At 72.3% G+C, this 26,586-nt stretch carries 24 protein-coding genes; 13 read left to right on the top strand and 11 right to left on the bottom strand.

Going from position 1 to position 26,586, the window contains the following annotated elements:
- A complete protein-coding gene (locus tag AB0J67_RS10095; protein WP_363479002.1) occupies positions 1-1,095 on the bottom strand; it encodes an alpha-hydroxy acid oxidase in 1,095 nt (364 codons plus the stop codon).
- Positions 1,096-1,671: 576 nt separating this feature from the next.
- Here AB0J67_RS10095 and AB0J67_RS10090 point away from each other — a divergent pair.
- Together AB0J67_RS10090 and AB0J67_RS10085 are read left to right on the top strand one after the other, a co-directional pair.
- Positions 1,672-2,859, top strand: a complete 1,188-nt coding sequence (locus AB0J67_RS10090; protein ID WP_363478999.1) for a histidine kinase — start codon at positions 1,672-1,674, stop codon at positions 2,857-2,859.
- A complete protein-coding gene (locus AB0J67_RS10085; RefSeq protein ID WP_363478996.1) occupies positions 2,856-3,476 on the top strand; it encodes a response regulator transcription factor in 621 nt (206 codons plus the stop codon). The genes AB0J67_RS10090 and AB0J67_RS10085 overlap by 4 nt, the downstream gene beginning before the upstream one ends.
- A gap of 135 nt (positions 3,477-3,611) precedes the next feature.
- Here AB0J67_RS10085 and AB0J67_RS10080 read toward each other — a convergent pair whose 3' ends face one another.
- The 6 genes from AB0J67_RS10080 to AB0J67_RS10055 form a co-directional block, all read right to left on the bottom strand.
- Positions 3,612-4,850 (bottom strand): sugar ABC transporter permease, encoded by a 1,239-nt coding sequence (locus AB0J67_RS10080; protein WP_363478993.1) that lies wholly within the window; start codon positions 4,848-4,850, stop codon positions 3,612-3,614.
- The gene (locus AB0J67_RS10075) at positions 4,850-5,677 is read right to left on the bottom strand and encodes an ATP-binding cassette domain-containing protein (RefSeq protein WP_363478990.1); all 828 of its coding nucleotides are present in this window, start codon (positions 5,675-5,677) and stop codon (positions 4,850-4,852) included. The genes AB0J67_RS10080 and AB0J67_RS10075 overlap by 1 nt, the downstream gene beginning before the upstream one ends.
- 90 nt (positions 5,678-5,767) lie before the next feature.
- Complete coding sequence (locus tag AB0J67_RS10070; protein ID WP_363478987.1) at positions 5,768-6,856, bottom strand: sugar ABC transporter substrate-binding protein; 1,089 nt, start codon at positions 6,854-6,856, stop codon at positions 5,768-5,770.
- Between the two features lie 207 nt (positions 6,857-7,063).
- Positions 7,064-7,885: a MerR family transcriptional regulator gene (locus tag AB0J67_RS10065; protein WP_363478984.1), complete on the bottom strand. Its 822-nt coding sequence runs from the start codon at positions 7,883-7,885 to the stop codon at positions 7,064-7,066.
- A gap of 144 nt (positions 7,886-8,029) precedes the next feature.
- On the bottom strand, positions 8,030-8,851 hold the full coding sequence (locus AB0J67_RS10060) for a M23 family metallopeptidase (RefSeq protein ID WP_363478981.1): 822 nt from the start codon (positions 8,849-8,851) through the stop codon (positions 8,030-8,032).
- 302 nt (positions 8,852-9,153) lie between these two features.
- A complete protein-coding gene (locus AB0J67_RS10055) occupies positions 9,154-10,335 on the bottom strand; it encodes a cytochrome P450 (protein WP_363478979.1) in 1,182 nt (393 codons plus the stop codon).
- Positions 10,336-10,587: 252 nt separating this feature from the next.
- Here AB0J67_RS10055 and ppdK point away from each other — a divergent pair, with 252 nt between their 5' ends.
- Entirely contained in the window at positions 10,588-13,215 is a 2,628-nt protein-coding gene (ppdK, locus tag AB0J67_RS10050) for a pyruvate, phosphate dikinase (protein WP_363478976.1), read from the top strand.
- 7 nt (positions 13,216-13,222) lie between these two features.
- Here the strand turns inward: ppdK and AB0J67_RS10045 are convergent, their stop codons facing one another.
- Both AB0J67_RS10045 and AB0J67_RS10040 read right to left on the bottom strand, forming a co-directional pair.
- The gene (locus tag AB0J67_RS10045; protein WP_363478973.1) at positions 13,223-13,762 is read right to left on the bottom strand and encodes a MauE/DoxX family redox-associated membrane protein; all 540 of its coding nucleotides are present in this window, start codon (positions 13,760-13,762) and stop codon (positions 13,223-13,225) included.
- Positions 13,759-13,986: a LuxR C-terminal-related transcriptional regulator gene (locus tag AB0J67_RS10040; protein WP_363478970.1), complete on the bottom strand. Its 228-nt coding sequence runs from the start codon at positions 13,984-13,986 to the stop codon at positions 13,759-13,761. The genes AB0J67_RS10045 and AB0J67_RS10040 overlap by 4 nt, the downstream gene beginning before the upstream one ends.
- A 202-nt stretch (positions 13,987-14,188) precedes the next feature.
- On the opposite strand from AB0J67_RS10040, the gene AB0J67_RS10035 reads away from it, so the two are divergent.
- The 10 genes from AB0J67_RS10035 to AB0J67_RS09990 all read left to right on the top strand — a co-directional run bounded on the left by AB0J67_RS10035 (position 14,189) and on the right by AB0J67_RS09990 (position 24,214).
- A complete protein-coding gene (locus AB0J67_RS10035; RefSeq protein WP_363478967.1) occupies positions 14,189-14,404 on the top strand; it encodes a hypothetical protein in 216 nt (71 codons plus the stop codon).
- Positions 14,405-14,486: 82 nt separating this feature from the next.
- The gene (locus tag AB0J67_RS10030) at positions 14,487-15,008 is read left to right on the top strand and encodes a hypothetical protein (RefSeq protein ID WP_363478964.1); all 522 of its coding nucleotides are present in this window, start codon (positions 14,487-14,489) and stop codon (positions 15,006-15,008) included.
- Positions 15,005-16,921 carry an ABC transporter ATP-binding protein gene (locus AB0J67_RS10025; protein WP_363478961.1) on the top strand — a complete coding sequence of 639 codons (1,917 nt, stop codon included), beginning with the start codon at positions 15,005-15,007 and terminating at the stop codon, positions 16,919-16,921. Before AB0J67_RS10030 ends, AB0J67_RS10025 begins: the two co-directional genes overlap by 4 nt.
- Positions 16,854-17,315, top strand: coding sequence for a hypothetical protein (locus tag AB0J67_RS10020; RefSeq protein ID WP_363478958.1), 462 nt, complete (start codon positions 16,854-16,856; stop codon positions 17,313-17,315). The genes AB0J67_RS10025 and AB0J67_RS10020 overlap by 68 nt, the downstream gene beginning before the upstream one ends.
- A gap of 8 nt (positions 17,316-17,323) precedes the next feature.
- Positions 17,324-17,746 (top strand): S26 family signal peptidase, encoded by a 423-nt coding sequence (locus AB0J67_RS10015; RefSeq protein ID WP_363478955.1) that lies wholly within the window; start codon positions 17,324-17,326, stop codon positions 17,744-17,746.
- Entirely contained in the window at positions 17,743-18,765 is a 1,023-nt protein-coding gene (locus tag AB0J67_RS10010) for a peptidoglycan-binding protein (RefSeq protein WP_363478952.1), read from the top strand. Before AB0J67_RS10015 ends, AB0J67_RS10010 begins: the two co-directional genes overlap by 4 nt.
- 2 nt (positions 18,766-18,767) lie before the next feature.
- Complete coding sequence (locus AB0J67_RS10005; protein ID WP_363479060.1) at positions 18,768-19,436, top strand: ABC transporter ATP-binding protein; 669 nt, start codon at positions 18,768-18,770, stop codon at positions 19,434-19,436.
- The gene (locus AB0J67_RS10000; RefSeq protein WP_363478949.1) at positions 19,433-20,632 is read left to right on the top strand and encodes an ABC transporter permease; all 1,200 of its coding nucleotides are present in this window, start codon (positions 19,433-19,435) and stop codon (positions 20,630-20,632) included. Before AB0J67_RS10005 ends, AB0J67_RS10000 begins: the two co-directional genes overlap by 4 nt.
- Positions 20,633-20,740: 108 nt before the next feature.
- Positions 20,741-21,091 (top strand): VOC family protein, encoded by a 351-nt coding sequence (locus AB0J67_RS09995; RefSeq protein ID WP_363478946.1) that lies wholly within the window; start codon positions 20,741-20,743, stop codon positions 21,089-21,091.
- Between the two features lie 279 nt (positions 21,092-21,370).
- Positions 21,371-24,214 (top strand): glycoside hydrolase family 9 protein, encoded by a 2,844-nt coding sequence (locus tag AB0J67_RS09990; protein WP_363478943.1) that lies wholly within the window; start codon positions 21,371-21,373, stop codon positions 24,212-24,214.
- A 201-nt stretch (positions 24,215-24,415) separates the two neighbouring features.
- Here AB0J67_RS09990 and AB0J67_RS09985 read toward each other — a convergent pair whose 3' ends face one another.
- Positions 24,416-25,558, bottom strand: coding sequence for a DUF1996 domain-containing protein (locus tag AB0J67_RS09985; RefSeq protein ID WP_363478940.1), 1,143 nt, complete (start codon positions 25,556-25,558; stop codon positions 24,416-24,418).
- A gap of 25 nt (positions 25,559-25,583) precedes the next feature.
- Positions 25,584-26,303 (bottom strand): DUF4142 domain-containing protein, encoded by a 720-nt coding sequence (locus tag AB0J67_RS09980; RefSeq protein WP_363478937.1) that lies wholly within the window; start codon positions 26,301-26,303, stop codon positions 25,584-25,586.
- Positions 26,304-26,586 lie beyond the last annotated feature (283 nt).

Here is a 26,586-nt window from a genome sequence, read left to right as displayed (position 1 = left end):
TCAGACGTCGCCGCGGTCGGGGGTGAGCACGGCGTCGCGCCCGATGTCGGCCAGCCGGGGGCGGCCGGCCAGCGCCATGGTGTGCGCCAGCTCGCCCGCGAGCAGGTGCAGCAGGTGACCCACGCCGTCGGCCCCGTCCACGGCCAGCGCCCACAGGGCCGGGCGGCCGACCAGCACCGCGCTCGCGCCCAAGGCCAGCGCGACGAAGACGTCGCGACCGTGGCGTACGCCGCCGTCGAGCAGCACCGGGCAGCGGCCCGCGACCGCCGCGACCACCTCGGGCAGCGCGCGCAGCGCGGGCACCGCGCCGTCGAGCTGGCGGCCGCCGTGGTTGGACACGATGAGCGCGTCGGCGCCGTGCTCGACGGCGCGGTCGGCGTCCTCGGCGGTGAGCACTCCCTTGAGCACCAGGGGCAGGTCGGTGAGGCTGCGCAGCCAGGCCAGGTCGGCCCAGGTGATGCTCGGGTCGAAGGTCTGCGCGGCGTGCGCGGCGATGGCGGAGGCGCCCGCGCGCTGCTCGTGCGTGGTCGCCATCAGCGCGTCGTCGAGGTTGACCGCGCGGATCGCCGGGTCGACGGCGAAGCCGTTGCGCTGGTCGCGCAGCCGCTGCCCGATGCGCGGCGCGTCGACGGTCAGCACCAGCGCCCGGTAGCCGGCGTCCTGCGCGCGGCGGGCCAGGTCGGCCAGCGCGGAGCGCCGGCGCAGCCAGTACAGCTGCAGCCAGAGCGGCCCGGTCGCGGCCGCGGCGATGTCCTCGAGGCTGCGGCTGGCGAAGATGCTGACCACGAGCAGCGCCCCGGCCGCGCCGGCGCCGAGCGCGGTGGCGACCTCGCCGTCGGGGTGGGCGAGGCGGTGGTACGCGACCGGCGCCACGCCCAGCGGCGCGCCGAGCGCACCGCCCAGCAGCTTGGTCGTGGTGTCGATGGCGGAGACGTCCACCAGCACGCGCGGGCGCAGCTGGGCCCGGTCGAACAGCCGGCGGTTGGCGTCGAGGGTGAGCTCCGCCCCGCTGCCGCCGTCGATGAAGTCCCAGACGTCCGCGGGCAGCCTCGGATGGGCGAGAGCGCGGTAGTCGTCGGCGCACAGGATCGGCAACGGACCTCCACGACTCGTACCCGTCCGCGCCTCACGCTAGAGGAGCCGATCGACGCCGCACAATACCCATCGATCGCAATGCAGTGATTGTCGTAAGAGTGATTAAGGTGCCGATTTCGATGAATGCTGCCCCGGTTGTGTCGGCACTTCGACACTCATTGCCGTCTATTCGGACAGTTCACGACGGTTTGAAAAAAGATCAACATCGAAGTACTTCACTGCTGAGGCAACAATCGCTACAGTCCCTAGCGCGTGCTGCTCGAACGCTTCGGTGACAAACCATGCCGTCACCGGAGTGCCGGGTTCGCCGTGCCCGTCAAGACCTGAGGAGGAGGTGTGATCATGGAGGTCGCCAAGAAGGAGGTCGCCGCCCGCGAGGTGGCGAAGCGTGAGGTCGACGGCGTCGCCGCCTGACCCAGCGAGACCCGGGACGCGGCCCCGCCGCGTCCCGGCCCGACCTCGCCCGTCGCGCGGCAGGCCGGCCTCGGCGCGGATCCCGTCGTCACCACGCCCCTGGTGTGACGAGGTCCGAGGCGAGGCGACCGCCTCCGGTGGGCGCGGCTACGCTCGCCCCTCATGAGCAGGGCGAGGCGAGGGCTGGACGCGTTGACGCTGCTGCGCCGCGCCGAGCACGTGCTCTTCGCGGCGCTGCTGGCGCTCGGCGCGGTCGAGGCGTGGGTCGACGGGCGGCACCGACCGGCGGTGGCGGCGGCGAGTGCCGCGGTCGCCGGGTGGTACGCCGTGGGCATGGCGCTGTCGCGCCGCGCCGCGGGACCCCGCCTGGCGGTGCTGTGGCTGGCCGTGCTCACCGCCGGCTGGGTGGCGCTGACGACGCTGTCGCTGTCCTTCGTCTGGCTGGCGTTCGCGCTGTACCTGCTCACCATGCAACTGCTGCCCACCCGGCAGGCCCTGCCCTGGGTGGCCGCGCTGACCGCGGGCGCCGTCGCCGCCGGGGCCGCGCACCGCGGCGGCCTGGACTCCGGCACCCTGCTCGGCCCGGTCTTCGGCGCCGCCGTGGCCATCGTGATCACCGCGGTCTACCGCCGGCTGCGCCGGGAGAGCGAGGCCCGCGCCGAACTGGTCCGCGAGCTGACCGCCGCGCAGGAGCGGCTGGCCGCCACCGAGCGCCGCGAGGGCATCCTCGCCGAGCGGGAACGCCTGGCCCGCGAGATCCACGACACCGTGGCGCAGAACCTGTCCAGCGTGATCCTGCTGCTGCGGACGGCTCGCGACGCCGCCGATCCGGGACCGCCGCTGGAGATCGCCGAGCAGGCGGCGCGCGGCGCGCTGGAGGACACCCGGCGGCTGGTCCGCGCGCTGGCCCCGGCCGAGCTCACCGGCCGCTCGCTGCCGGAGGCGCTGGAACGGGTCGTCGGCGACGTACGCCACTTCGGCGTGGACGCCCGGTTCGTCGTCGACGGGGAGGCGGGCGCGGTGCCGACCCCGATCGCCGTCGCGCTGCTGCGGGCCGCCCAGGGCGCGCTGGCCAACGTACGCGCGCACGCCCAGGCCGGCACCGTCGTGGTCACCCTCGCCTTCCAGCCCGCCGCCGTCCGCGTGGACGTGGTCGACGACGGCGTCGGGTTCGACCCGCAGTGCCCGGCGGCCGCGCCCTCCGCGGGCACCGGGCTGGGGCTGTCCGCCATGAGCGGCCGCCTCGCCGAGGTGGGCGGCGCGCTGGTGGTCGAGTCCGCGCCCGGCCGGGGCACCGCCGTCAGCGCGACCGCCCCGCTGCCCGCGCCGCGGGAGGGGGAGCAGCCGTGATCACCGTGCTGGTCGTCGACGACCACCCGATCGTGCGGGCCGGGCTGCGCGCGACGCTGGAGGCGGACCCAGGGCTGCGCGTGGTGGGCGAGGCCGCGAGCGGCGAGGAGGCGGTGCGGCTCGTCCGGGAGTTCGCGCCCGCCGTGGTGCTGATGGACCTGCAGCTCGGCGCGGGGATGGACGGCGCGCAGGCCACCGCGCGGGTGCGCGAGCTGCCCGGCGCGCCCCGGGTGCTGATCCTGACCACGTACGACAGCGACGCCGACATCCTGCGCGCGATCGAGGCGGGCGCGATCGGATACCTGCTCAAGGACGCCGAACCGGCGGACCTGCTGCGGGCGCTGCGCTCGGCCGCCGCGGGCGAGACGGTGCTGGCGCCGTCGGTCGCGACCCGGCTGACCTCGCGCGAGCGCGCGCCCGGGGTCAGCCTGACCCCGCGCGAGGCGCAGGTGCTGCAACTGGTGGCGGGCGGGCACTCCAACTCGGCGATCGCCCGGCAGCTGTTCATCAGCGAGGCCACGGTGAAGTCGCACCTGGTCCAGGTCTTCGGCAAGCTGGGCGTCGACAACCGCACCGCGGCCACCGCCGAAGGCCGCCGCCGCGGCATCATCCGCTGACTCCCCACCCGCCCCACCCCGTGACCGTCCGAGCCCGACGGCCCGACAAGATCGCGACGATCTTGCGCGAACTGTTGGGGATATGCCCGATAGGGGCGTGTCGCACCCACCGTACGCGCAAGATCGTCGGGAGTTTCAGCGGCCGTGGGAGGTGCGGGAGCGCTGGACCAGGGCGTCGATGACGACGGCGGCCAGCAGGACGGTGCCGGTGACGATGAGGCGGACGTCGGAGGACAGGCTCAGCAGTTCCAGGCCGTTGGCGATGGCGCCGATGACGAGGGCGCCGAGCAGGGGGGCGTACCGGCGGGTCCGGCCGCCGAAGAGGCTGGTACCGCCGATGACCGCGGCGGCGATGGCGTTGATCAGCGTCTCGCCGCCGCCGGACTGCTGGTTGGCGAAGCCCAGCCGCATCGCCGCGACCACGCCGCTGACCGCCGCCAGCGTGCTGCACAGCGCGAACACCGAGATCCGGATCGCGTCCACGTTGATGCCCGCGCGCCGCGCCGCCTCGATGTTGCCGCCCACCGCGAAGATCTTGCGGCCGTACGCCGTGCGCCGCAGCAGCCAGTCGAAGAAGACCACGATCAGCACCATGAACACGAAGGTCCACGGCACGCCCCGGTCCAGGTAGAGCTTGGCCACGATGAGCTGGAGCAGCACCAGCAGGATCACCGCGACCGCGATCGGCAGCCACAGCGGCGTGACCGGCAGCTCCGCGCTCGCCCGGCGGTGCCGGGTCAGCAGGCTGAACACCAGGTACAGCACCGGGACCAGGACGGCCAGCGCGATCGCCAGCCACCGCGGCACGAACGAGAACTGCGCCCAGCGCACCAGCGTCCCGGCCGGCGGCAGGTTGATGGTGCCCTGCTCGCCGAGCACGCGCAGCTGCACGCCCTGCCAGATGAGCAGGCCGGCCAGGGTGACGATGAACGACGGCACGCCGACCCTGGCGAAGATGGAGCCCTGCAACGTGCCGACCAGCGTGCCGACCAGCACCGCGATCAGCACCGCGAGCAGCGGGGCCAGGCCGTGGTCGACGTGGGTGACCAGCAGCACCGCGGCGGCCAGGCCGCTGACCGAGCCGATGGACAGGTCGATCTCGCCGAGCATCAGCACCAGCGTGATGCCGGTGGCCATGATCCCCAGCGCGGCGATCTGCAGGCACAGGTTGACCAGGTTGAACGCGTTGAGGAAGGTCGGGTTCAGGCTCTGGAACACGATCACGATGAGGACCAGCCCGATGATGATGGGCAGCGAGCCGATGTCACCCGTACGCAGCGTCTGCAGCCAGCCGCCGACCGCCTCCTTCGGCGAGCCGATCTCCGTCGCCGGAGTGGGCGGGGGGACCGCCGGGCCGGTCGCGGGGTCCGCCATCACGCACCGCCCTCCGGCCCGCCGGCCGCGAGCGGGTCGTCGCCGGCGGTCTGCTCGCGCAGCCGGGCCACCCGCTCGCTGACCACGTTCTGGGTCGCGCCGGTGATCGCGGCGATGATCTGCTCGTTGGTGACCTCGCCGACGCGGAACTCGCCGTTGTTGCGGCCGAGCCGCAGCACCGCCACCCGGTCCGCGACCGCCTGCACGTCGACCATGTTGTGGCTGATCAGCACCACGCCCAGGCCGCGGTCGCGCAACCGCTCGATCAGGTTGAGCACCTGCGCGGTCTGCGCCACGCCCAGCGCGGCCGTGGGCTCGTCGAGCAGCACCACCCTCGGGTCGCCGAGCAGCGACCGGGAGATCGCCACGGTCTGCCGCTGCCCACCGGACAGCGACGCCACGGGCAGCCGCACGCTCGGGATCCGCGCGGACAGCTCGCGCAGCAGGTTGCCGCTGCGCCGCTCCATCTCGACCTCGTCCAGCGCGGCGCCCCGCCGCAGCTCCCGGCCGAGGAACAGGTTGTTGACCACGTCCAGGTTGTCGCAGAGCGCCAGATCCTGGAACACGGTGGCGATGCCCAGCTCCTGCGCCGCGTGCGGGCTGTCCACCCGCACCTCGCGCCCGGCGAACGTGATCGTCCCGGCGTCCGGCGGGCCCACCCCGCAGATCACCTTGACCAGCGTGGACTTGCCCGCACCGTTGTCGCCGACCAGCGCGACGACCTCGCCGGCGTACACGTCGAGGTCGACGTCGGTCAGCGCCTGCACCGCACCGAACCGCTTGCTGATCCCGCGCAACGCCAGGATCGGCTCCCGCCCCCCGCTCACCGCCACCCCCTGTCGGGAAAGGAAGGGCACCTTCTTAACGCTATCCGTAGATGAAGGTGCCCTTCTTAACGCTGTGCCAGGCCCGCGGGTTCAGGTCAGGCCCGCCGCCTGGCAGGCGGCCGTGTACGTCTGCGTGCAGATCTGCTCGACCGTGTAGAGCTGGTCGGCGACCACGGTGTCCTTGATGTTGTCCTTGGTCACGGCCTGCGGTTCGAGCAGGAACGAGGGCACCTCGACCGCACCGTTGTTCACGGTGCGGTCGGTGCTCGGCTTCTCGCCCTTGACCAGCGCGACCGCCAGCTCGGCAGCCTTGTCGGCCTCCGGCTTGAACGCCTTGTACACCGTCATGTACTGGTCGCCGTTGACGATGCGCTGGATCGCGGCGAGCTCCGCGTCCTGGCCCGTGGTCGGCGGCACCGGGGTGATCCCCGCGGCGCGCATGGCCGAGATCGCGCCGCCGGCGGTGCCGTCGTTGGCGGCGTACACCCCGACGAAGCCGTCCTTGCCGAGCTGCGAGATCTGGCCCTCCATGAAGCGCTGCGCGTTCTCCGGCTTCCACTCGGGGGTGAAGAAGTCCGGCGTCGGCACGGTCTTGAACCCGGAGGTGTCCAGCGCCGAGTGGGCGCCCTTGTTGAACAGCTTCGCGTTGTTGTCGGTCGGCGAGCCGTTGATCATGACGATGTCGCCGGAGGTCTTGCCCAGCTCCTTGAGCCGGTTGACCAGCGACTCGCCCTGCAGCTGGCCGACGCGCTCGTTGTCGAAGGAGATGTAGTAGTCCACCGGCGCGTTCTGGATGAGCCGGTCGTACGAGATGACCGGCACGTTCTTCGACTTCGCGAGCGACACGATGGTGGCCGCCGCGGCGCCGTCGACCGGGTCGAGCACCAGCACCTGCGCGCCGTTGTTGAGCGCCGCCTCGGCCTGCTGCTGCTGGCGGCTCTGGTCCTGCTGCGCGTTGCTGTAGATGATCTCGCAGTCGGGGCACAGCTCCTTGACCTTGGCCTCGAACAGCGGCCGGTCGTGCTGCTCGTACCGGGTGGTCTGCGATTCGGGCAGGAGCAGGGCGATCTTGCCACCGCTCGCCGAGCCGGACTGCGAGCCGCCGCTCTCGCACGCGCCCGCGCCGAGCGCGATCAGGACAGCGGTGGTGAGCGCAACGGCCAGACGCCGCGATGACATGGCGAACCTCCTTCACGGCCGGCTCGCCGGGCGCAGTCGGCACGGGATAGGTGAATACGAGCGATCCTATATCTCACCTATGCCGCATATTTCCGAATCCGCGAAACCCGCATGATCGCGACGATCTTGCGCGAACTGTTAGGGATACGCCCGAAATAGGCGTGTCGTACCCACAGTTCCCGCAAGATCGACGCGGGAGGAGGGGGGTCAGGCCCGGGTGATGGGGATCTGGAGTTCGGTTATGCCGTTGGTGGGGGAGTCGGGGAGGTAGTCGAGGTAGAGCTCGCGGTGGTAGCCGAGGGGGTGGTAGCCGTTTTCCTCGATCCAGCGGGCCAGGGTGTGGAGGCTGGCGAGGACGTCGTCCATGGGGCCGCGGTGGATCAGGGTGGCGGCGTGGATGGCGGGTAGGTCGACGACGGTGAAGTCGTGGCCGGGATGGGTGGGCTCGGTGACCGGCATGGCGGCGTGGACCACGACGGACTCTTCGGGGCCGGGGTCGTAGTAGGCGATGGCCGGAGCTGCGAGCGGGGCCACACCGGCCTTGTCTAGGCGGCGGCAGAGTTCGGGGTAGAGCGGGGAGATGGCGGGGCCGATGTGTTCGGGGCCGTAGCCGGCGGCGACGGCGGTGAGCTCGGCGACGCGGATGGGGGCGACCTGCTTGACGGTGACGTCCTGGGCGGTCATGCGGCCCTCCTTCTCGATCATCCGGAGCCTCGCCTCGACCATGGCCAGCCGCGCGGTGTCGGCGGCGACCTGGGCCGCCAGCTCGCCCCGGCGCAGGTGCAGCATGGCGTGCAGCTCGTCGCCGTCGACGCGGTCGTCGAGGATCGCCTGCACCTGCTGCAGGGTGAAGCCGAGGCCCTTCAGCGCGACCAGCTTGTTGAGCCGCCACAGCTGGTCGGCCCGGTAGCGGCGGTAGCCGCTGACGGGATCCACGGACGCGGGCGTGAGCAGCCCGATCGCGTCGTAGTGGCGCAGCATGCGGACCGATACGCCGCCGAGCCTGGCGAAGTCTCCGATGGTGAACATGTCGAGAACCACCCTGTGGCCTGACATCGTGTCAGGGTCAAGCCCATCCTGCCGTACCCGACGGGGTCCGGGCAGGGCGAGAGGCCCGGATCAACACTGATCCGGGCCTCTCGTCGGGGGATGGGTCGGGCTGTGGGGGATGGGTCAGCAGGAGGTCCGGATGCCCCGGTCGGCGAGCCAGCCGTCGGGGTTGATCTGGTTCCACATGCCGCCCTTGTGCACCTCGAAGTGCAGGTGCGGGCCGGTCGAGTCGCCGGTCGAGCCTTCGTAGCCGATGACGTCGCCGGCCTTGACCTTGTCGCCGACGGCGACGGCGTCACGCGACATGTGGGCGTAGTGGGTGAGGTATCCGTTGTGGTGGTCGACCACCACGGAGATGCCATAACCGCTGTACGCCCAGCCGGTGCTGACGACCTCGCCGGCGCCGACGGCCCGGATCGGGGTGCCGTTGGGCATGGCGAAGTCGATGCCGGCGTGGAGCACGCCCCACCGCTGGCCGAAGCAGGAGGTGACCTGCGCGCCCTTCATGGGCATGACCCAGGCCGGGGGCTTGGGCGCGACGGGCTTGGGCTTGGGGGCCGCCGCCTTGGTCACGGTCTTCGTCGGCTTGGGCTTGGCGGTGGGGGAGCTGCTCGGGGAGGCGCTGGGCGTCGCCGACGGGGTGGTCGACGGCACGGCACGCTCGGCACGCGACGCCGCGTCGGCGATCGCCTGCCGGTCGGCCTCCCACGCGGACACGTTCGTGACCGCCTGGGGCACCTCGGTGGGGGTGTCGGCGCCGCCGTTGGCGTTCGCCGCGCTGATCAGTCCGAAAGCGCTGACTCCGGCGAGCGCGGTGACGGCCAGGGCCTGGCGGGAGTGCCGGGCGAGGCCACCGCGAACCATTCCGCCGGTCTGGGCGAGGCGGTCACGGCTCTTGTCGAGGGTGCCGGGGACGCTGTGCTTGCCACGTCTGAAGTAAGTCACGGGGGTTGGGGGCCTTCCGTCATCGCCGTTGATACGGGAGCGCCCATATTGCCTGCTCAGTGAGGCTACTCACCACCGCGGCAAGGAATCATCTGCCCTGGTGGGTGAACTTTCCTCCCCTTCTAGGGGCTTGCCATCCGGTTCATCACGTCTTGTCGCGCTGTGATCTGCATCACATCATGTCCGAATTGCTGGCATTTACCCCTACGGGCTGACCGCATTCTGCGCCCGTTTTATGCGATCAAAGCTCCATTCAAGCTGCCAAAACAGCATCAAATGGAGCTTTGATCTTGAGGGTTTTTTCAGTGGAGCATGACCGGTAGCCGGTCCAGGCCCCGTAGCAGCGCTCCCGGCCGCCAGGCCAGCTCGTCCAGCGGCTGTGCCGCGCGCAGCTTCGGGAAGCGCTCCAGCAGGCCGGTGAACGCGATCTGCCCCTCCAGCCGGGCCAGCGGCGCGCCCAGGCAGTAGTGGATGCCGTGCCCGAAGGCCAGGTGCTGGTTGTCGGCACGGGCGAGGTCGAATTGCTCCGGGTCCGGGAAGGCGCTCGGGTCGTGGTTGGCCGACAGCAGGCTGACCATGACCACGGCCCCCGCCGGCACGGTCACCTCGCCGAACTCGACCGGCTCGGTGGTCATCCGGAACGTCGCCGTCTTCACCGGGCTCTCGTAACGCAGGAACTCCTCGATCGCGGGGGAGAGCAGCTCGGGGTCCGCGCGCAGCCGCGCCATCCGGTCGGGCCGGCTCAGCAGCAGGAAGACGCCGTTGCCGATGAGGTTGACGGTGGTCTCGTGCCCGGCCAGCAGCAGCAGGAACACCAGCGAGGTCAGCTCGTCCTCGGTGAGCCGGTCGCCCTCGTCGGCCGCCGAGATCAGCCCGGACAGCAGCGCGTGGTCGGGCGCGGCCCGCTTGCGCGCGATCAGCTCGCGGACGTAGTCGTTCATCGAGGTGGCTGCCGCCAGCGCGTCGCCCTGCGCCAGCGCGCTCGCGATGATCGTGTTCGACCAGTGCCGGAACTGGTCCCGGTCGTCGATGGGCACGCCGAGCAGCTCGCAGATGACCTGCAGCGGCAGCGGGAAGGCATACTCGCCGATCAGGTCGGCCTCCTCCCGCCCGGCCAGGCCGTCGAGCAGCTCGTCGGAGATGCGCTGCACGTCGGGGCGAAGGTCGGCGATGCGCCGCGCGGTGAACACCGAGGACACCAGCTTGCGCAGCCGGGTGTGGTGCGGCGGGTCGGCGCTGAGCATGTGCGAGTCCATCGCCCGGCGCAGCTCGTCGGGCCAGCCGCCGCCGGTCCGGATCGGGGTGTTCTTGAGGTCCTTGCTCAGGCGGGGGTCGTTGAGCGCCCGGCGCGCGTCGTCGTACCGCGTGATCAGCCAGGCGTTGAAGTTCGGGGCCAGCGGGATCTCGTGAGCAGGGCTCTCCTCGCGCAACCGGGCGTAGATCGGGTGCGGGTCGGACGTCGCCTCGGGACCGAACGGATGCATGCTCGAACGCTACCAATCGATGTCCGTTTTCGAGGGCCCGGCGAGGTCCGTTTTCAGGCCTGCCGGGGTCGGGCGCCGGGTTGCCCCGTTCGCCCCCCGGATGCGCGGTGCTGCGCGTGGGAACGCTCCCGGAAAACCGTACGAACGGCACAAGTGTCGATACCTGTGCCATACGTCACCAGCTCCTCCTAAATTCCCTGAGCGGCCGTTAAGTTCCAGCGCAAGACTGGATGTCGAGGAGTGGGGGTCACGATGACGAAGTACGTGTACGACTTCGCCGAGGGGAACAGGGACCTCAAGGATCTTCTCGGCGGCAAGGGGGCGAACCTCGCCGAGATGGTGCGGCTCGGCCTGCCCGTGCCGCCCGGCTTCACGATCACCACCGAGGCGTGCCGGGAGTACCTGGCCGCCGGCAGCCCGCCCGCTGAGCTCGCCGCGCAGGTGGACGCGCACCTGGCCGCGCTGGAGACGACCATGGGCCGCCGCCTCGGCGAGCCGGCCGACCCGCTGCTGGTCTCCGTACGCTCCGGCGCGAAGTTCTCCATGCCGGGGATGATGGAGACGGTGCTCAACGTCGGGCTGACCGACGACAGCGTGCACGGGCTCGCCGCCCGCAGCGGCAACGAGCGCTTCGCCTGGGACTCGTACCGCCGCCTGATCCAGATGTTCGGCAAGACCGTCTGCGACGTGCCCGGCGAGGCGTTCGAGCACGCCATGGACCGCGTCAAGGGCGAGCGCGCCGACGTCGACCTCACCACCGCGGAGCTGCGCGACCTGGTCGGCGAGTTCAAGGCCATCTTCGCCGAGCACACCGGCCGCGACTTCCCGCAGGACCCGCGCGAGCAGATGGACCTGGCCGTCAACGCCGTCTTCGACTCCTGGAACGCCGAGCGGGCCGTGCTCTACCGCCGCCAGGAGCGCATCCCGGCCGACCTCGGCACCGCGGTCAACATCGTGGCCATGGTCTTCGGCAACCTCGGCCCCGACTCGGGCACCGGCGTGGCCTTCACCCGCGACCCCGCCACCGGCGCCCGCGGCGTCTACGGCGACTACCTCGCCAACGCCCAGGGCGAGGACGTGGTGGCCGGCATCCGCAACACGGTGCCGCTGCAGGAGCTGGAGCAGCTCGACAAGAAGTCGTTCGACGAGCTGATGGGCATCATGTCCACCCTCGAAGGGCACTACCGCGACCTGTGCGACATCGAGTTCACCATCGAGGCCGGCAAGCTGTGGATGCTGCAGACCCGGGTGGGCAAGCGCACCGCCGCCGCGGCCTTCATCATCGCCTCGCAGCTCGTCGACGAGGGCGTGATCGACCTGGACGAGGCGCTGCGCCGGCAGAGCGGCGACCGGCTGGCCCAGCTGATGTTCCCGGCCTTCGACGCCGCGGCCGTGGGCGAGCCGATCGCCAAGGGCATCGCGGCCTCGCCCGGCGCGGCCGTCGGGCGGGTGGTGTTCGACAGCGCCCGCGCGGTCGAGGAGGCGGCCAAGGGCGAGCAGGTGATCCTGGTCCGCCGCGAGACCAATCCCGACGACCTGCCCGGCATGATCGCCGCGCAGGGCATCCTGACCAGCCGCGGCGGCAAGACCTCGCACGCGGCCGTGGTCGCCCGGGGCATGGGCAAGACCTGCGTGTGCGGCGCGGACTCCGTCGAGGTGGACACGCCCGCCAAGCAGTTCACCGTCGGCGCGACCGTGGTGCGCGAGGGCGACCTGATCTCGATCGACGGCACCACCGGGGCGGTGTACCTGGGCGAGGTGCCGGTGCAGCCGAGCCCGGTGGTGCGCTACTTCGACGGCGACCTGGCGCCCGACGCCGACCACCTGGTCGCGGCGGTGCACCGGCTGCTCAGCCACGCCGACGCGCGGCGCCGGCTGGGCGTACGCACCAATGCCGACACCGGCCAGGACGCCGCCCGCGCCCGGCGTTTCGGCGCGCAGGGCATCGGCCTGTGCCGCACCGAGCACATGTTCCTCGGCGAGCGCCGGGCCATGGTGGAGCGGCTGATCCTGGCCGACGGTCCCGACGAGCAGCAGCACGCGCTGGACGCGCTGCTGCCGCTGCAGCGCGACGACTTCGTGGAGATCTTCCGGGCGATGGACGGGCTGCCGGTGACGATCCGGCTGATCGATCCGCCGCTGCACGAGTTCCTGCCCCCGCTGGAGGAGCTGGCGGTCGCGGTGGCCACGGCGGACACGCCTGATCCCCATCAGCAGGCGCTGCTCGCGGCGGTGCGCCGCATGCACGAGCAGAACCCGATGCTCGGGCTGCGCGGGGTACGCCTCGGGCTGGTCATCCCCGGCCTGTTCGCGATGCAGGTGCGGGCGATCGCGCAGGCGGCGGCGAAGGTCCGCGGCGAGGGCGGCGACCCCCACCCGGAGATCATGGTGCCGCTGGTCGGCGCGGTGCAGGAGCTGGAGGCGGTACGCGCCGACGCCGAGCGCATCCTCGCCGAGGAGGGCACGGCGGGCACGCCGATCGGGACGATGATCGAGGTGCCGCGGGCCGCGCTGACCGCCGGGCAGATCGCCGAGGCGGCCGACTTCTTCTCCTTCGGCACCAACGACCTGACCCAGATGGGCTGGGGATTCTCCCGCGACGACGTGGAGGGCTCGTTCTTCAGCCGCTACCTGGAGCTGGGCGTGTTCGGGGTGTCGCCGTTCGAGACGCTGGACCGCGACGGCATCGGCCGGCTGGTGCGCATCGCGGTGCAGGAGGGGCGCCAGGCCCGGCCCGGCCTGAAGATCGGCGTCTGCGGCGAGCACGGCGGCGACCCGGACTCGGTGCGCTTCTTCGACGAGGTCGGGCTGGACTACGTCTCGTGCTCGCCGTTCCGGGTGCCGGTGGCCCGGTTGGAGGCGGGCCGCGCGAGGCTGTGACCCCGGATCAGTGCCGGGCGGCGGGACGGACCAGGTAGACCAGGTCGTCCCAGCGGGTCAGCACCAGGCCGGCCAATGCCCCGGCCGCGGCGGCGGACACGGTGGCGGCCTGGTCCGCCGCCGTGCCGCCCGGCAGCACGGCCAGCACGGCGCCGCATGACGCGACGGTGAGCAGCACGCCGTTGCGGACGAGCTGCGGCGTGCCCATCGTGCCCGCGTCCGTGCCGAAGCACTGGCACCGCAGTGCCCGGCCGGCCCGCAGCGCGTGCGCGACGGCGGTGGTGAACACGGCCAGGGTGCCCGCGGCGAGCACGAAACCGGCCGGCACGGTGGGCGGTGCGGTGAGCAGCACGGCGACGGCGATCTCGACGGACACCACCGCGACCGCCACCGTGCGGTGCCACCGCGCGGGCAGCCAGGGCAGCTCGGTCAGGGTCGCGGCGAAGGCGGCGAACCGGTCGCGGCCGCGCAGCTTGCCGAGCGCGGCGACCGCGAACACGACGCCGAGCAGGGCCCGGCAGGCGGCGAGGGCGGGCAGCACGGTCACCCCCGCCGGCTCGGCGCCGGCGGCGTGATGGCACCGGCGACGTCGTCGCCGGCGAGCCAGCCCAGGTGCAGCGCCAGCGCGCCGAGCTGGAAGCGGTTGCGCAACCCGTAGCGCGTCATGGTGCAGCTGATCCGCCGCTCCACGGTCCGCAGTCCCAGGTGCAGCCGATCGGCTATCTCCCTGTCCTGGGCTCCCTCGATCAGTAATCGGACGATGGGCGTCATTTCAGGATCCGGCACGTCGCATCTCCCCCGTGTGGCTTGCCGTGGCTCGAACGTACGAGGCGCACAATCGGCCGTCAAGTCCAAAGTGGCGGGTGACCGCCATATTTATTAAGAAACCTTGTAGTTCCTGTTGCCGGGTTCCTAGCATCTCGAAGCAGCGCGCGCCGTTCATCGAGGGATCGACATCACGGAGGGAACCGGAGTGACGAAACTGCTGACGAAGCCCATTCGTCAGGCGATGACCAACATCGCCTGGCTCGTGGCACCGAGCGCGAAGGCCGGTGCTTGCACCGCCAGCCAGGGCGACACCTGCTACTGCGATGGCTGGCGGTATTGCGACGTGACCGGTTGCTACTACGTCACGAAGCGCTACATCTACGACTGCTACGCCAACTGCTACCAGTACGGCGGCTGCTAGTCGCGTCACTCCCGTGGCGGGGCGCCGCTCCGCCACGGGACCTTCCGGTTCGCCGCACATCGATCGTCAACGGGTGGAGATCGTGGACACATTGCTGGTGGTGGCCGCCGTCGGCGGCCTGGTTCTCGGGGCGGGAAACCTCTTCCTGACCCTCGCGCTCGCCAAGAAGGTCCGAGCCGTGGAGCAGGCTCCCGCCGGGCACAGCACACAGGCGCAGGCGCCTGCGGTCGGCGACCGGGTGGGCGGCTTCTCGGTCCCCGACGTGCACGGTGGCCGGATCTCCCACCACGACCTCGGGTCGGGCCGGGCGCTGGTGCTGTTCCTCATGCCCGGCTGCGGCCCCTGCGAGCTGATCATCGCGGCGCTGCCGGAGCAGGAGCCCGGTCCCGTGTTCGCCTTCGTCATCGGCGACCGGACCGACCAGAAGACCTCGGCGCTGGTCGCCGCGCTGCCGGGGTACGTCCGCGCCGTGGTGCAGCCGTTGGACGCGGACATCGTCGGCTCCGCGTTCCACGTCGGCCGGTTCCCGACCGTGCTCGAGGTGGAGGACGGCGCCGTCGTGCACGTCGGTTCGAAGCTGCCCGAAACGCACCTCGCCCGATGACGGCGGACGCACCACGCCGCCGCCTCCGGCGGTCCTTCGGCGCGGCGATGCGGCTGGGCTGGCAGGCGTCGCCAGGCCTGATGCTGGCCTCGGCCGGGCTGATGGCCGTGGCGAGCGCGCTGCCGGTCGCCGCGGCGTGGGCCAGCAAACTCCTGGTCGACGGCCTGGCCGCCGGTGCGGTGAGCTCTTCGCGCCTGTCCCTGCTGGTCGCCGCGGTGGTCGGGCTCGGCGGCATCGCGCTGCTGCTCAACCACCTCGGCGGGCTCGCCGCGGCCGCGCAGCAGCGCGCCATCACCATCCAGGCCGAGGGCAGGCTCTACGCCGCCATCAACGCCTTCCCCGGCCTGCGCCGCTTCGAGGATCCGGCCTTCCGCGACCGCATCCAGCACGCCGAGCGGTCGGCGCAGGTCGCCCCACGGGCCGTCACCGACCTCGCGTTCTCGCTGGTGCGCACCGTCGTCACCATCGGCTCGTTCCTCGCCGTGGTGGTCGCGGTGTGGTGGCCCATGGCGCTGCTGCTGGCGGCGGCGGCCGTCCCGGCGGTGTGCACGCAGGCGACGCTGGCCCGCCGCAAGGCACGCACCAGCGAGGCGACGATGGCGCAGAGCCGACGGCGCCTGCAGTACCAGATGCTGCTGACGGACCTGCAGGCCATCAAGGAGATCCGGCTGTTCGGCCTCGGCGTGCTGTTCCAGCAGCGGATCGCCGCCGCCCTGGCCGAGACGAGCCGCCGGGAGCTGCGTACGGAGCGCGGCGCGGCACTGGTCCAGGTGGCCCTGACGCTGTTCGGCGTGGTCGTCACGGTCGCCGGTGCGGTGGTGGTGGTGACCCAGGCCGCCGCCGGGCGGCTGAGCGCGGGCGACGTCCTGCTGTTCATCGCGGCGCTCGGCGGCGTGCAGGCGGCCTTCGGCGGCTCGGTGGTGCAGCTGGCCTCGGTCGGCGCGGTCCTCTACCTGTTCGAGCACTACCTCGAGGTGCTGGCGGCCCGGCCCGACCTGGCCGACGGGCAGGCGGTGCCCGGCCCGCTGCGCGGCGCGATCGTGTTCGAGGACGTCTGGTTCCGCTACTCCGAGCAGGCCGACTGGGCACTGCGCGGCGTCTCGCTGCGCATCGAGGCCGGCGTCGCGACCGGCCTGGTGGGCGTCAACGGCGCGGGCAAGAGCACCGTCGTGAAGCTGCTGTGCCGCCTCTACGACCCCGACCGCGGCCGCATCACCTGGGACGGCGTCGACCTGCGGGACCTGCGCCTGGCAGAGCTGCGCTCCCGGCTCGGCGTGGCCTTCCAGGACCACATGACATACGAGCTCTCGGCAGCGGAGAACATCGGTGTCGGGTCCGTCGCGCACCTGGCCGACCGGGACCGGATCGTCGGGGCCGCCGCGCGGGCGGGGGCCGACGAGCCGATCGCCGCGCTGCCGCGAGGCTACGACACCATGCTGACCCGACTGTTCTCGATGGACGGTCCCGGCGACAGCGGTGTCATGCTGTCCGGGGGGCAGGCCCAGCGGGTCGCGCTCGCCCGCTCGTTCATGCGTGACGAGGCCGAGCTGTTCATCCACGACGAGCCCAGCTCGGCATTGGACGCGCTGGCGGCGAACCGGGTGCACGAGGAGCTGGAGGCGCTGCGCGGTGACCGCGCCGCGGTGGTGATCTCACACCGGCTCGCCGCCATGCGGACGGTCGGCCGCATCGTCGTGCTCGACGCGGGGGCGGTCGTCGAGCAGGGCACGCACGACGAGCTGATGAGCGCCGGCGGGGCGTACGCGCGGATGTTCACCGCGCAGGCCGCCGGATACCAGGACGAACGGGTCGACGGACCGGCCCGGGGCAGAGAGGGGATCGCACATGGCATGGCGACGATGGGGCACGGTGCTGGTGTGCCTGGCGTTGTTCACCAGTGGGTGCAGCGGTGACGGCGACCCGTCGGCCGCACCGACCGTCGCCGACGGCAAGGCGCTGGAGGCCAAGCGCAAGGAGCAGCAGCGCGCGTTCGCGACCTGCATGCGCGAGAACGGCGTGCCGCTGAGCGACGATCCCGGCCGGCAGACCGGTGAGATCAAGGCCGACGACGTCTACGTCGCCGCGTTCAAAACCTGCGGCCACCTGCAGCCGGCGGACAAGCTCGACCCGAAGGCCGCCGTCGAGAACCTCGAGCACCGCCGCAAGAACGCCCGGTGCATGCGGGAGAGCGGGTTCCCGGACTGGCCGGACCCCAACCCGCTGCTCGACGCCGACCCGCCGCCGCCGGGCGTCGACCTGGAGAAGGCCATGGAGACGCTCACCACCTGCTCGCGTGAGAACTCCTAGGCCGGCGCATGCCTGGATACGCCTGGCCGCTGCTCGCGCTCGCGGTGACGCTCGCGGGCGGGCTGGCCGTGCGCCGCCGCCTGCTGATCGTCACGGTCGTCGGGGACAGCATGACGCCCAGCTTCACCGACGGCGACGTATTGCTCGCGGTGTGCCGCCGCCGCGCCGCGGTGGGTGACGTGGTCGTGTTCCGCAATCCGCTGCGCGCCCACGGCGGGCTGGACAGCCTCGTCAAACGACTCGTCGCGGTGGCCGGAGACCCGGTTCCGCCGGACATCCGGCCGGCGGCGGGCTGCGATATCGTCCCGGTGGGCAAAGCGGTCGTACGAGGTGACAACGCCGACAGCATCGACTCCCGCAAGCTGGGCCTCATCGCGGTGTCGGACATTCACGCGGTCGTGCGCATGCGGTTGCAGGAGGCGGGCACATGAAGATCAAGCGACGGGGGCTGCTGCTGCTCGGCGGCGGGCTGGCGCTGGCGGCGCCGGCCGTCTACTTCGGGGTGTCGGCCCGCGACCGGGATCCGCAAACCGCGGCGAGCCCGGGCCCGGCCACGGCGCCCGTGGTGCGCGGCCCGCTGAAGGACGTGCGGACGCTGCGCGGCAACCTCGGCTTCGGACCCGCCGAGCCCCTCGACAGCCAGCTGCCGGGGATCGTCACCGAGCTGGCCCCGGTCGGTGCGACCGTGGAGCGCGGCGAGGTGCTGTTCCGGGTCGACGACCTGCCGGTGACCGTGCTCTACGGCGCGGTGCCGATGTGGCGTCCGATGCGGACGGGCATCTCCGGCCGCGACGTGGTCCAGCTGGAGCGGAACCTGGCGGCCCTCGGGCATGGCGGCGGCGCCGCGGACGACTCCTTCACCGAGCGGACCGCGGCGGCGGTGCGCCGCTGGCAGAAGGCGCTCGGGGTGAAGGAGACCGGCCGGGTGGAGCTGGGGCAGATCGCGTTCCGGCCGGCCGCGGTGCGGGTCGCCGACCACCGCCTGCGCCGCGGCAGCCGGGCCGCGGGGCCGGTCATGGGCATCACCGGCACCGCGCGCATGGTGACCATGCCGGTGGCCGCGGCCGACAAGTCCCTGGTCAAGACCGGTGTCGCCGTCTCGGTGTCGATCAACGGCGGGGGCTCCGTGGCGGGCACCGTCGCCGACGTCGCGCAGGCTGCCGACGACCAGCTGACCGCGACGGTGCGGCTGGCCGACCAGACCGCGGCGGGCAAGGCCGCCGACCCGGCCGTGCAGGTGCAGATCGTGGTGGCCGAGCGCGCCGACGTGCTGTCGGTGCCGGTGACCGCGCTGCTGGCGCTGGCCGGCGGCGGTTACGGCGTCGAGCTGGTCGAGCAGGCCGGGACCCGGGTCGTCGGGGTCGAGACGGGCCTGTTCACCCAGGGCCGGGTGGAGATCACGGGGCCGGGGATCGACGCGGGGCAGGACGTCAAGGTGCCGGCGTCGTGACGATGCTGGAACTGGCCGGCGTCACCAGGGACTACGGCTCCGGCGTGGTGGCGCTGCGCGACGTCAGCCTGACCGTCGAGCGCGGCGAGCTGGTGGGCATCGTCGGGCCGTCCGGGTCGGGCAAGTCCACCCTGCTGCACGTCGCCGGGGTGCTGGACCGGCCGACGGCGGGCCGGGTGACGGTGGCCGGGCACGACACCGCGCGGCTGTCCGACCGGCAGCTGTCCGCGCTGCGCGCCCAGCACATCGGCTTCGTGTTCCAGCAGTTCCACCTCGCGCCCCGGGTGCCGGCGCTGGACAACGTCGCCGACGGCCTGCTCTACAGCGGCGTGCGCCGCGCGGAGCGGCGGGAACGCGCGGCGCAAGCGCTGCACCGGGTCGACCTCGGCCACCGGCTGGGCCACGCCCCGCACGAGATGTCGGGCGGGGAGCGCCAGCGGGTCGCCATCGCCCGCGCCATCGTGAGCGAGCCTGAGATCCTCTATGCCGACGAGCCGACCGGCAACCTCGACAGCGTCGCCGGGGACCTGGTGATGGGGATCCTCAGCCAGCTGCGCGACGCCGGCACCACCGTCGTCATCATCACCCACGACCGGGAGATCGCGGCCATGCTGCCCCGCCAGATAACCCTCCGCGACGGCCGGATCGTCCCCGCGCAGGTGCCGGCATGACCCAGCCGCTGACCCCGCGGCGGATGCCGCTCGGCGACGTCGTCCGGACCGGAGGCTCGGGGCTGCGTACGCATCCGCTGCGGGTGCTGCTGTCGGCGCTCGGGATCGCGATCGGCATCGCGGCCATGATCGCGATCGTGGGCATCAGCAGCTCCGGCAAGGCCGGACTCAACGCCATCCTGGACCGGCTCGGCACGAACATGCTGGCCGTCGCCCCGGCCAAGGGCGAGCTGGGGTCCGACGTCACGCTGCCGCCGGAGGCCGAGACGATGATCGGCCGGATCTCCTCGGTCGAGTCGGTGACGGCGATCGGCGCGGTCAAGGGCGTCAACGTCTACCGCAACGACCGCATCCCGGTGACGCAGTCGAACGGGATCACGGTGGTGGCCAGCCGCCCCGGGCTGCCCGAGGTGGTCGGCGCACGGGTGGCGGCGGGCAGCTGGCTCGGCGCGGCGAGCTCGCCGTATCCGTCGGTGGTGCTGGGGGCGACCACGGCCCGGTGGCTCGGGCTCAGCGGCAGCAACCTGGGCGGCCAGCTCTGGCTGGGCGGGCGCTGGTTCACCGTGGTCGGCATCCTCGACCCGATCGAGCTGGCCGAGGAGCTGGACGTGGTCGCGTTCGTGACCTGGGAGCGGGCGACCGCCGACCTCGGGTTCGACGGCCACCCGTCGACCGTCTACGTGCGCGCCCAGGAGTCGGCCATCACCGCCGTACACGGCCTGCTGGCCCGCACGGCGAACCCGCGGAGCCCGCAGGACGTGCGGGTGTCGCGCCCGTCGGACGCGCTGGCGGCCAAGGCGGCCGCGGACGAGGCCCTCGCCGGGCTGCTCGTCGGCCTGGGCGCGGTGGCCCTGCTCGTCGGCGGGGTGGGGGTGGCGAACACGATGGTCATCTCGGTGCTGGAACGCCGGTCGGAGATCGGGCTGCGCCGCTCGCTCGGCGCCACCCGCTCGCAGATCTGGCTGCAGTTCCTCACCGAGTCGCTGCTGCTGTCCCTGCTCGGCGGCCTGGCCGGCGTGGTCGTCGGCGGGCTGGCCGCGGCGGCGTACGCGGCGTCGCAGCAGTGGCAGATCGTGCTGCCGGGCTGGGCGGTGTTCGGCGGGCTCGCCGCGACGCTGCTCATCGGGGGCTGCGCCGGGATGTATCCGGCGGTGCGGGCGGCCCGGCTCAGCCCGACCGAGGCCCTCACCCACTGACGCCGCCGCGCCGCGGGTTCGGGGCCGATGCGTGGTTTGCCGGTGGTGGCAGGCGGGAATCCGGCAGCGTACGCTTTCGGCACTTCGTCCACACCGGAGGAGGCGGCGATGGGGCTGCGCTGGCATGGCACCGCAGTGGATTCCGGGGACCCGGCCCGGCTGGCCCGCTGGTGGGCGGAGGTGCTCCACTTCCAGATCCTGGAGGAGCGGCCCGACGTGGTGTCCATCGCGCCGGACCAGGACGCGTTCCCCGGGATGATGTTCGTCCGCGCGCACGGTGCGAAGGTGGGCCGCAACCGGCTGCACCTGGAGCTGGACAGCGACGACCTGGTGGGCGACATCGAGCGGCTGATGGACATGGGCGCGCGGCACGTGCCGGCGCAGCCGCCGGGCGGGCAGTGGACGCTGCTGGCCGATCCGGAGGGCAACGAGTTCCGGCTGCTGCCGCCGCGCCACTGAGCCCGTCTCGCACCGGTGAAAGTTTCAGCGGCGGGCCGCTGTTGTGGGAGCGATTCCATGGTGGCCGGATAAGCGCAGGTCGATGACGCTTCACTTACTCGCAACATCCGGATACATTGTCCTCCAGTTGTGGGAGCGCTCCCGAGCCTGACACGACACACCCGACACCCCACCGGGCCCGGAACGCCGCGCCGGGCGGGCACGGACGCGCCCACGTCCGGCTCGCGCACCACCGCCGCCGCGCCACCGGGTTCAGCTCCACGTACGAGGAGTCCCGCCATGCCCGACGCACGTCCACGCTGGGCCCGCCGCCTGGCGGCGGCCGCGGCCACGGCGCTGAGCGCAGCGGCGTTCGCCGTCGCCGTCAGCCCCGGACCGGCCGCAGCCGCACCGTCCTTCAACTACGCCGAGGCGCTGCAGAAGTCGCTGTACTTCTACGAGGCGCAGATCGCCGGCCCGAAGCCCGCCTGGAGCCGGGTCTCCTGGCGTGGCGACGCCGCCGTCAACGACGGCTCCGACGTCGGCCTGAACCTGGCCGGCGGCTGGTTCGACGCGGGCGACCACGTCAAGTTCGGCTTCCCGATGGCGTTCACCACCACGATGCTGGCCTGGGGCGCGGTGGAGTACCGCGACGGCTACGCGGCCGCCGGGCAGCTGCAGCACCTGCTCAACAACCTGCGGGTGCCCAACGACTACTTCATCAAGGCGCACCCGTCGCCGAACGTGCTCTACGGGCAGATCGGCAAGGGCGACGACGACCACAAGTGGTGGGGTCCGGCCGAGGTGATGCCGATGGCGCGGCCCGCGTACAAGATCGACGCCACCTGCGGCGGCGCGGACCTGGCCGGGGAGACCGCGGCCGCGATGGCCGCCTCGTCGATGGTGTTCCGCCCGACCGACCCGGGCTACGCCGACACCCTGGTCACGCACGCGAAGCAGCTCTACACCTTCGCCGACACGGTGCGCCAGACCTACCACTCGTGCATCACCGACGCGACCAGCTTCTACCGGTCGTGGAGCGGGTACGCCGACGAGCTGGTGTGGGGCGCGATCTGGCTCTACCGGGCCACCGGTGACGCGAGCTACCTGGCCAAGGCCGAGGCCGCGTACGACGCCCTGGGCACCGAGCCGCAGACCACCACCAAGTCCTACAAGTGGACCATCGCCTGGGACAACAAGCAGTTCGGCGCGTACGTGCTGCTGGCCAACCTGACCGGCAAGCAGAAGTACATCGACGACGCCAACCGGTGGCTGGACTACTGGACCGTCGGCGTCAACGGCGAGAAGATCCGCACCTCGCCCGGCGGCATGGCCGTGCTCGACAGCTGGGGCGCGCTGCGCTACGCCGCGAACACGTCGTTCGCCGCGCTGGTGTACAGCGACAAGACCACCGACACGGTGCGCAAGGCCCGCTACCACGACTTCGCGGTGCGGCAGATCAACTACGCGCTCGGCGACAACCCGCGCAGCTCGTCGTACCTGATCGGCTTCGGGGCCAACTCGCCGAAGAACCCGCACCACCGCACCGCGCACGGGTCGTGGTGGGACAGCATGACCGTGCCCGTCGAGACCCGGCACGTGCTCTTCGGCGCGCTGGTCGGCGGCCCGTCCTCGCCGGACGACGCGTACAAGGACGAGCGCAACGACTACGTGATGAACGAGGTCGCCACCGACTACAACGCCGGGCTCACCTCGTCGCTGGTGCGGCTGGTTAAGGAGTACGGCGGCACCCCGCTGGCCGGGTTCCCCGGCGTGCAGGCGCCGGACATGGACGAGATGACCGTGGAGACCACGCTCACCGCCGACGCGCGGGAGACCCGGGTCAAGGCGATCGTCTACAATAAGTCCGCGTTCCCGGCCCGCGCGCTGACCACGGCGAAGTTCCGCTACTACTTCAACCGTGACGACGCCAGCCCGGTCGTGGTGACCGCCGGCTACACCCAGGGCTGCCCGTCGCCGTCCACCGCGAAGCAGGCGCAGGGCAACCTCTGGTACGTCGAGGTCGATTGCACCGGCTACACCATCGCCCCGGCGGGGCAGTCGCAGCACCGGATGGAGGTGCAGTTCAAGGTCGGCGTCGGCGAGGGCGGCACCTGGAGCGCCGCCAACGACCCGTCGTACCTGGCCACCGCCGGCGTCAACCCCGGCGTGCCGCTCTACCACGGCGGCGTGCGGATCTGGGGCAACGAGCCGTCGACCACCCCGGACACCACGGCACCCAGCGTGCCCGGCACCCCGAGCGCGTCCGGCGTCACCACCACCGGGCTCACCCTGTCCTGGGCGGGCTCGACCGACACCGGCGGCAGCGGCCTGGCCGGCTACGACGTCTACCGCGAGGCCGGGGCCACCGACGTGCTCGTCGGCTCGCCGACCGCGGCGACGCTCGGCGTGACCGGGCTGACCCCGAACACCACGTACACGTTCTACGTGGTGGCCAAGGACGGGGCGGGCAACCGCTCGGCGGCCTCGACCCCGGCGAGCTTCACCACGCTGATCTCCAACCCGGTCGACACCACCCCGCCGAGCACGCCCGGCACGCCCACCGCGTCCGCGGTGACGCCGACCGGGGCGACCCTGACCTGGGCCGCGTCCACCGACAACGTGGGCGTCACCGGGTATCGGGTCTACCGCGAGGCGGGCGCCACCGACGCCCTGCTGGCCACGGTCACCGGCACCACGTACGCGGTCACCGGGCTGACGGCGGCCACGGCGTACCAGTTCTACGTCGTCGCGGTCGACGCGGCCGGCAACGCCTCCACGGCGTCGAGTGCCGTGTCGGTGACCACCCTGCCGAACAACCCGGCCGGGTCCTGCCAGGTCACCTACTCCACGAACGACTGGAGCACCGGCTTCACCGGCAACGTGACGGTGAAGAACACCGGCACCGCCACGGTGAACGGCTGGACGCTGCGGTTCTCCTTCACCGCGGGCCAGCAGGTCACCCAGTCCTGGTCGTCGAAGTACACCCAGACCGGGGCCGACGTGGCGATCACCAACGAGGCCTGGAACGGCACCCTGGCGCCCGGCGCGTCCACGTCGTTCGGCTTCAACGCCAGTCACACCGGCAGCAACCCGCGGCCGGCGGCGTTCACGCTCAACGGCGCCACCTGCACCATCGGGTGACGCCGCACGGCCCGCGCCGCCGTCGGGGGTGACGGCGGCGCGGGCGAACCGGTCCGAGCCCAAGCGGACCGCAGGGGGTACGCGGGTGCGGCGCGTACCCCCTCACCGTGTCCCGCCCCACCCCACCCCGCGGCAGGGTCGCGGGATGCGGGCGGAAAGGTGGGGCGGGACGGGTGGAGCGGACGCCGCTGCGATGCGGGGTCAGCAGCGGCGGCCGCGGTTGATGCAGTCGGTGAGCTGGGTGATGAGCTGGGCGGGCATCACGTTGGCGAAGTCGGCGTGGTCGGTGAGCGGGTTGTGGTTCTGCTCGGGGAAGGTGTCCAGGGCGAACGACCGCCCGCGCGGCACGCTGTAGGTCAGCGTCATGCGCAGCTGCGCGATCGGCGTGGTGCCCTCCGCGCAGCGCCCGTCCGCGGCGGGGAAGATCACGTGCGCGCGGTGGTTGGGGCTGTCGGTGTTGACGCCGTCCCAGCAGCTCGGGAAGTCCAGGATGCGCTGCACCTGGCTGCCCCGCGGGCACAGCGGGTACTTCGTGGTGCGCCGGTTGGTGAACCCGGTGCAGGTCCACTGCGCCCGGGCGTTGGCGGGTCCGTTGGTGACCGCCTTGGCGTCACCCATGATCAGCCGCAGGAAGCGCGGCATCTCGGCGACCTTGGCGAAGCGGTTGCCGCGGAACTCCAGCCGCACCGAGGCCGGGGTGAGGATCCGGCCCACGTTGCCGTCCTTGCCGCCGCCGTCGGCCTCGGCGTCGCTGCCGGTGGTGCCGCGCAGCCGCAGCACCGGCCAGTAGTACGTGGAGCGGTCGTCGCGCCGGCAGGTGGTGCCCGCCGCTTCGAGGCTCTCGTCGGTGGAGTTGCCGTCGGCGGACAGGTTGCCCACGTAGTCGTGCGTGTGGTGGGCGCCGTTGAAGACACCCGGCGCCACGATGAAGTTGTCGGGGTTGCGGTGCCCGTTGAGGTTGCGGCCGCAGACCGAGACGAAGGTGCCCGCCGAGCCGGCCGCGTTGGCCCGCCGGTCCCGCGCGTTCGGCGCGACCGAGCGGATGTCGACGTAGTCGGCCGCGGCCGGGTCGCCGGTCGGGGCGTGGCAGCGCGCGGGCGGCCGCGAGCGCCGGCACTCGGGGTCGGGGCCCTGGTCGTTCGGGATCAGGGCGGCCGCGGCGAGCGCCGCGGGCATCTCGGCGGACGGCTGCGCGCCGGTGCCGGCCGGGGCGCCCGCGCCGGTTGCGGCCTGCGAGATGTGCGCGATGGTGGCCCAGACCGTCGCGGCCACCAGGACGATCACGGCCGCCAGCAGTCGTCGGCGGGGTTCCCAGCGGTGCCGGGGGAGGTGTGCTCGTGCCATCGGGGTTCCCTTCGGGGAGGACGGGTCAGCGGGGGCGCCAGACCCGGGTGGCGGTGACCGTGCCGACGGCGAGCGCCGCGGCCAGGACCAGCCAGATGAGGGGTTGGGGCGGTCCGCCGACCCGGTTGCGGGCGGCGGCGACCGGCGCCGCGGCGGGCGTCGGAGCGGCGGGAAGCGTGGCGTAGTCGACCATCCCGGTGCTCTCCAGCAGGGTCATGTGCTTCATGACGACGGTGACGGCCTGCTGGGCGAACTCGCGGATCACCTCGTTGCGGGTGCCCGCCCGGACCCCGGCGACGACGCCGAAGACCTTGCCGTGCGCGGCGCGCAGCCGGGCGATCCAGACCCTGTCGTACGCGTCGCCGCGCAGCGTGGAGAACTCGTCGAGCCAGCCCTGCTGCTCGGCGTTGGGCTTGTCGGGCAGCGCCACGCCGAGCCGCGCGGCGACCCGGCGCACCTCGACGTCGAGGGCCAGGTGGTCGGTCTCCAGGTGGTGGCCGACGTCCTTGATTCGCTGGTCGCCGGCGCGCTCCTGCGCCTGCCGGCCGGCCGGCGCCTCCCACAGCCCGGCCAGCCGCACCCGGACCAGCAGGTCCCGGTCGGCGGGCCCGAGCGGGCCGAACTCGTTGGCGGTCCAGCCCGCGGGCAGGTCGTCGGCGGCCGCGACCGGCCCGGCCGCCGGAGCGAGCGCGAGCAGGGCGACGGCGGTGAGCGTGGCGGCGCGGAAAATGCGGCCGGTATTCATCCGATGCCCTTCCGTGGTCGGTTGAATACGCATTGCGACTGCCTTTTGGCAGCGACGGAAGCCTATGCGCCCGACTCGTTCACGAGTCAATACCGGAAGGCAATATTAAGTCACCGTTAGGGTCTGCATAGGACGCAGCTAAAAAAGTGTGCCCAGTTCGCAGGTGGCGTCCGCGATGTGAGCCGGTGTGTTGACAATACCTCTTAAAGGGCCGAAGGTTTCGTCCGAAAGGGATCGCGGCACTTATTCGCGATGCCGACGACGTCTATTCGAGAAGAGTAGC

The sequence above is a fragment of the Catellatospora sp. NPDC049609 genome, from assembly GCF_040675365.1.
In the GTDB taxonomy this organism is placed as follows: Bacteria; Actinomycetota; Actinomycetes; order Mycobacteriales; family Micromonosporaceae; genus Catellatospora.
The sequence above is the reverse complement of the archived record's forward strand: the minus strand, read 5'-3'. Positions and strand labels throughout refer to the sequence as shown.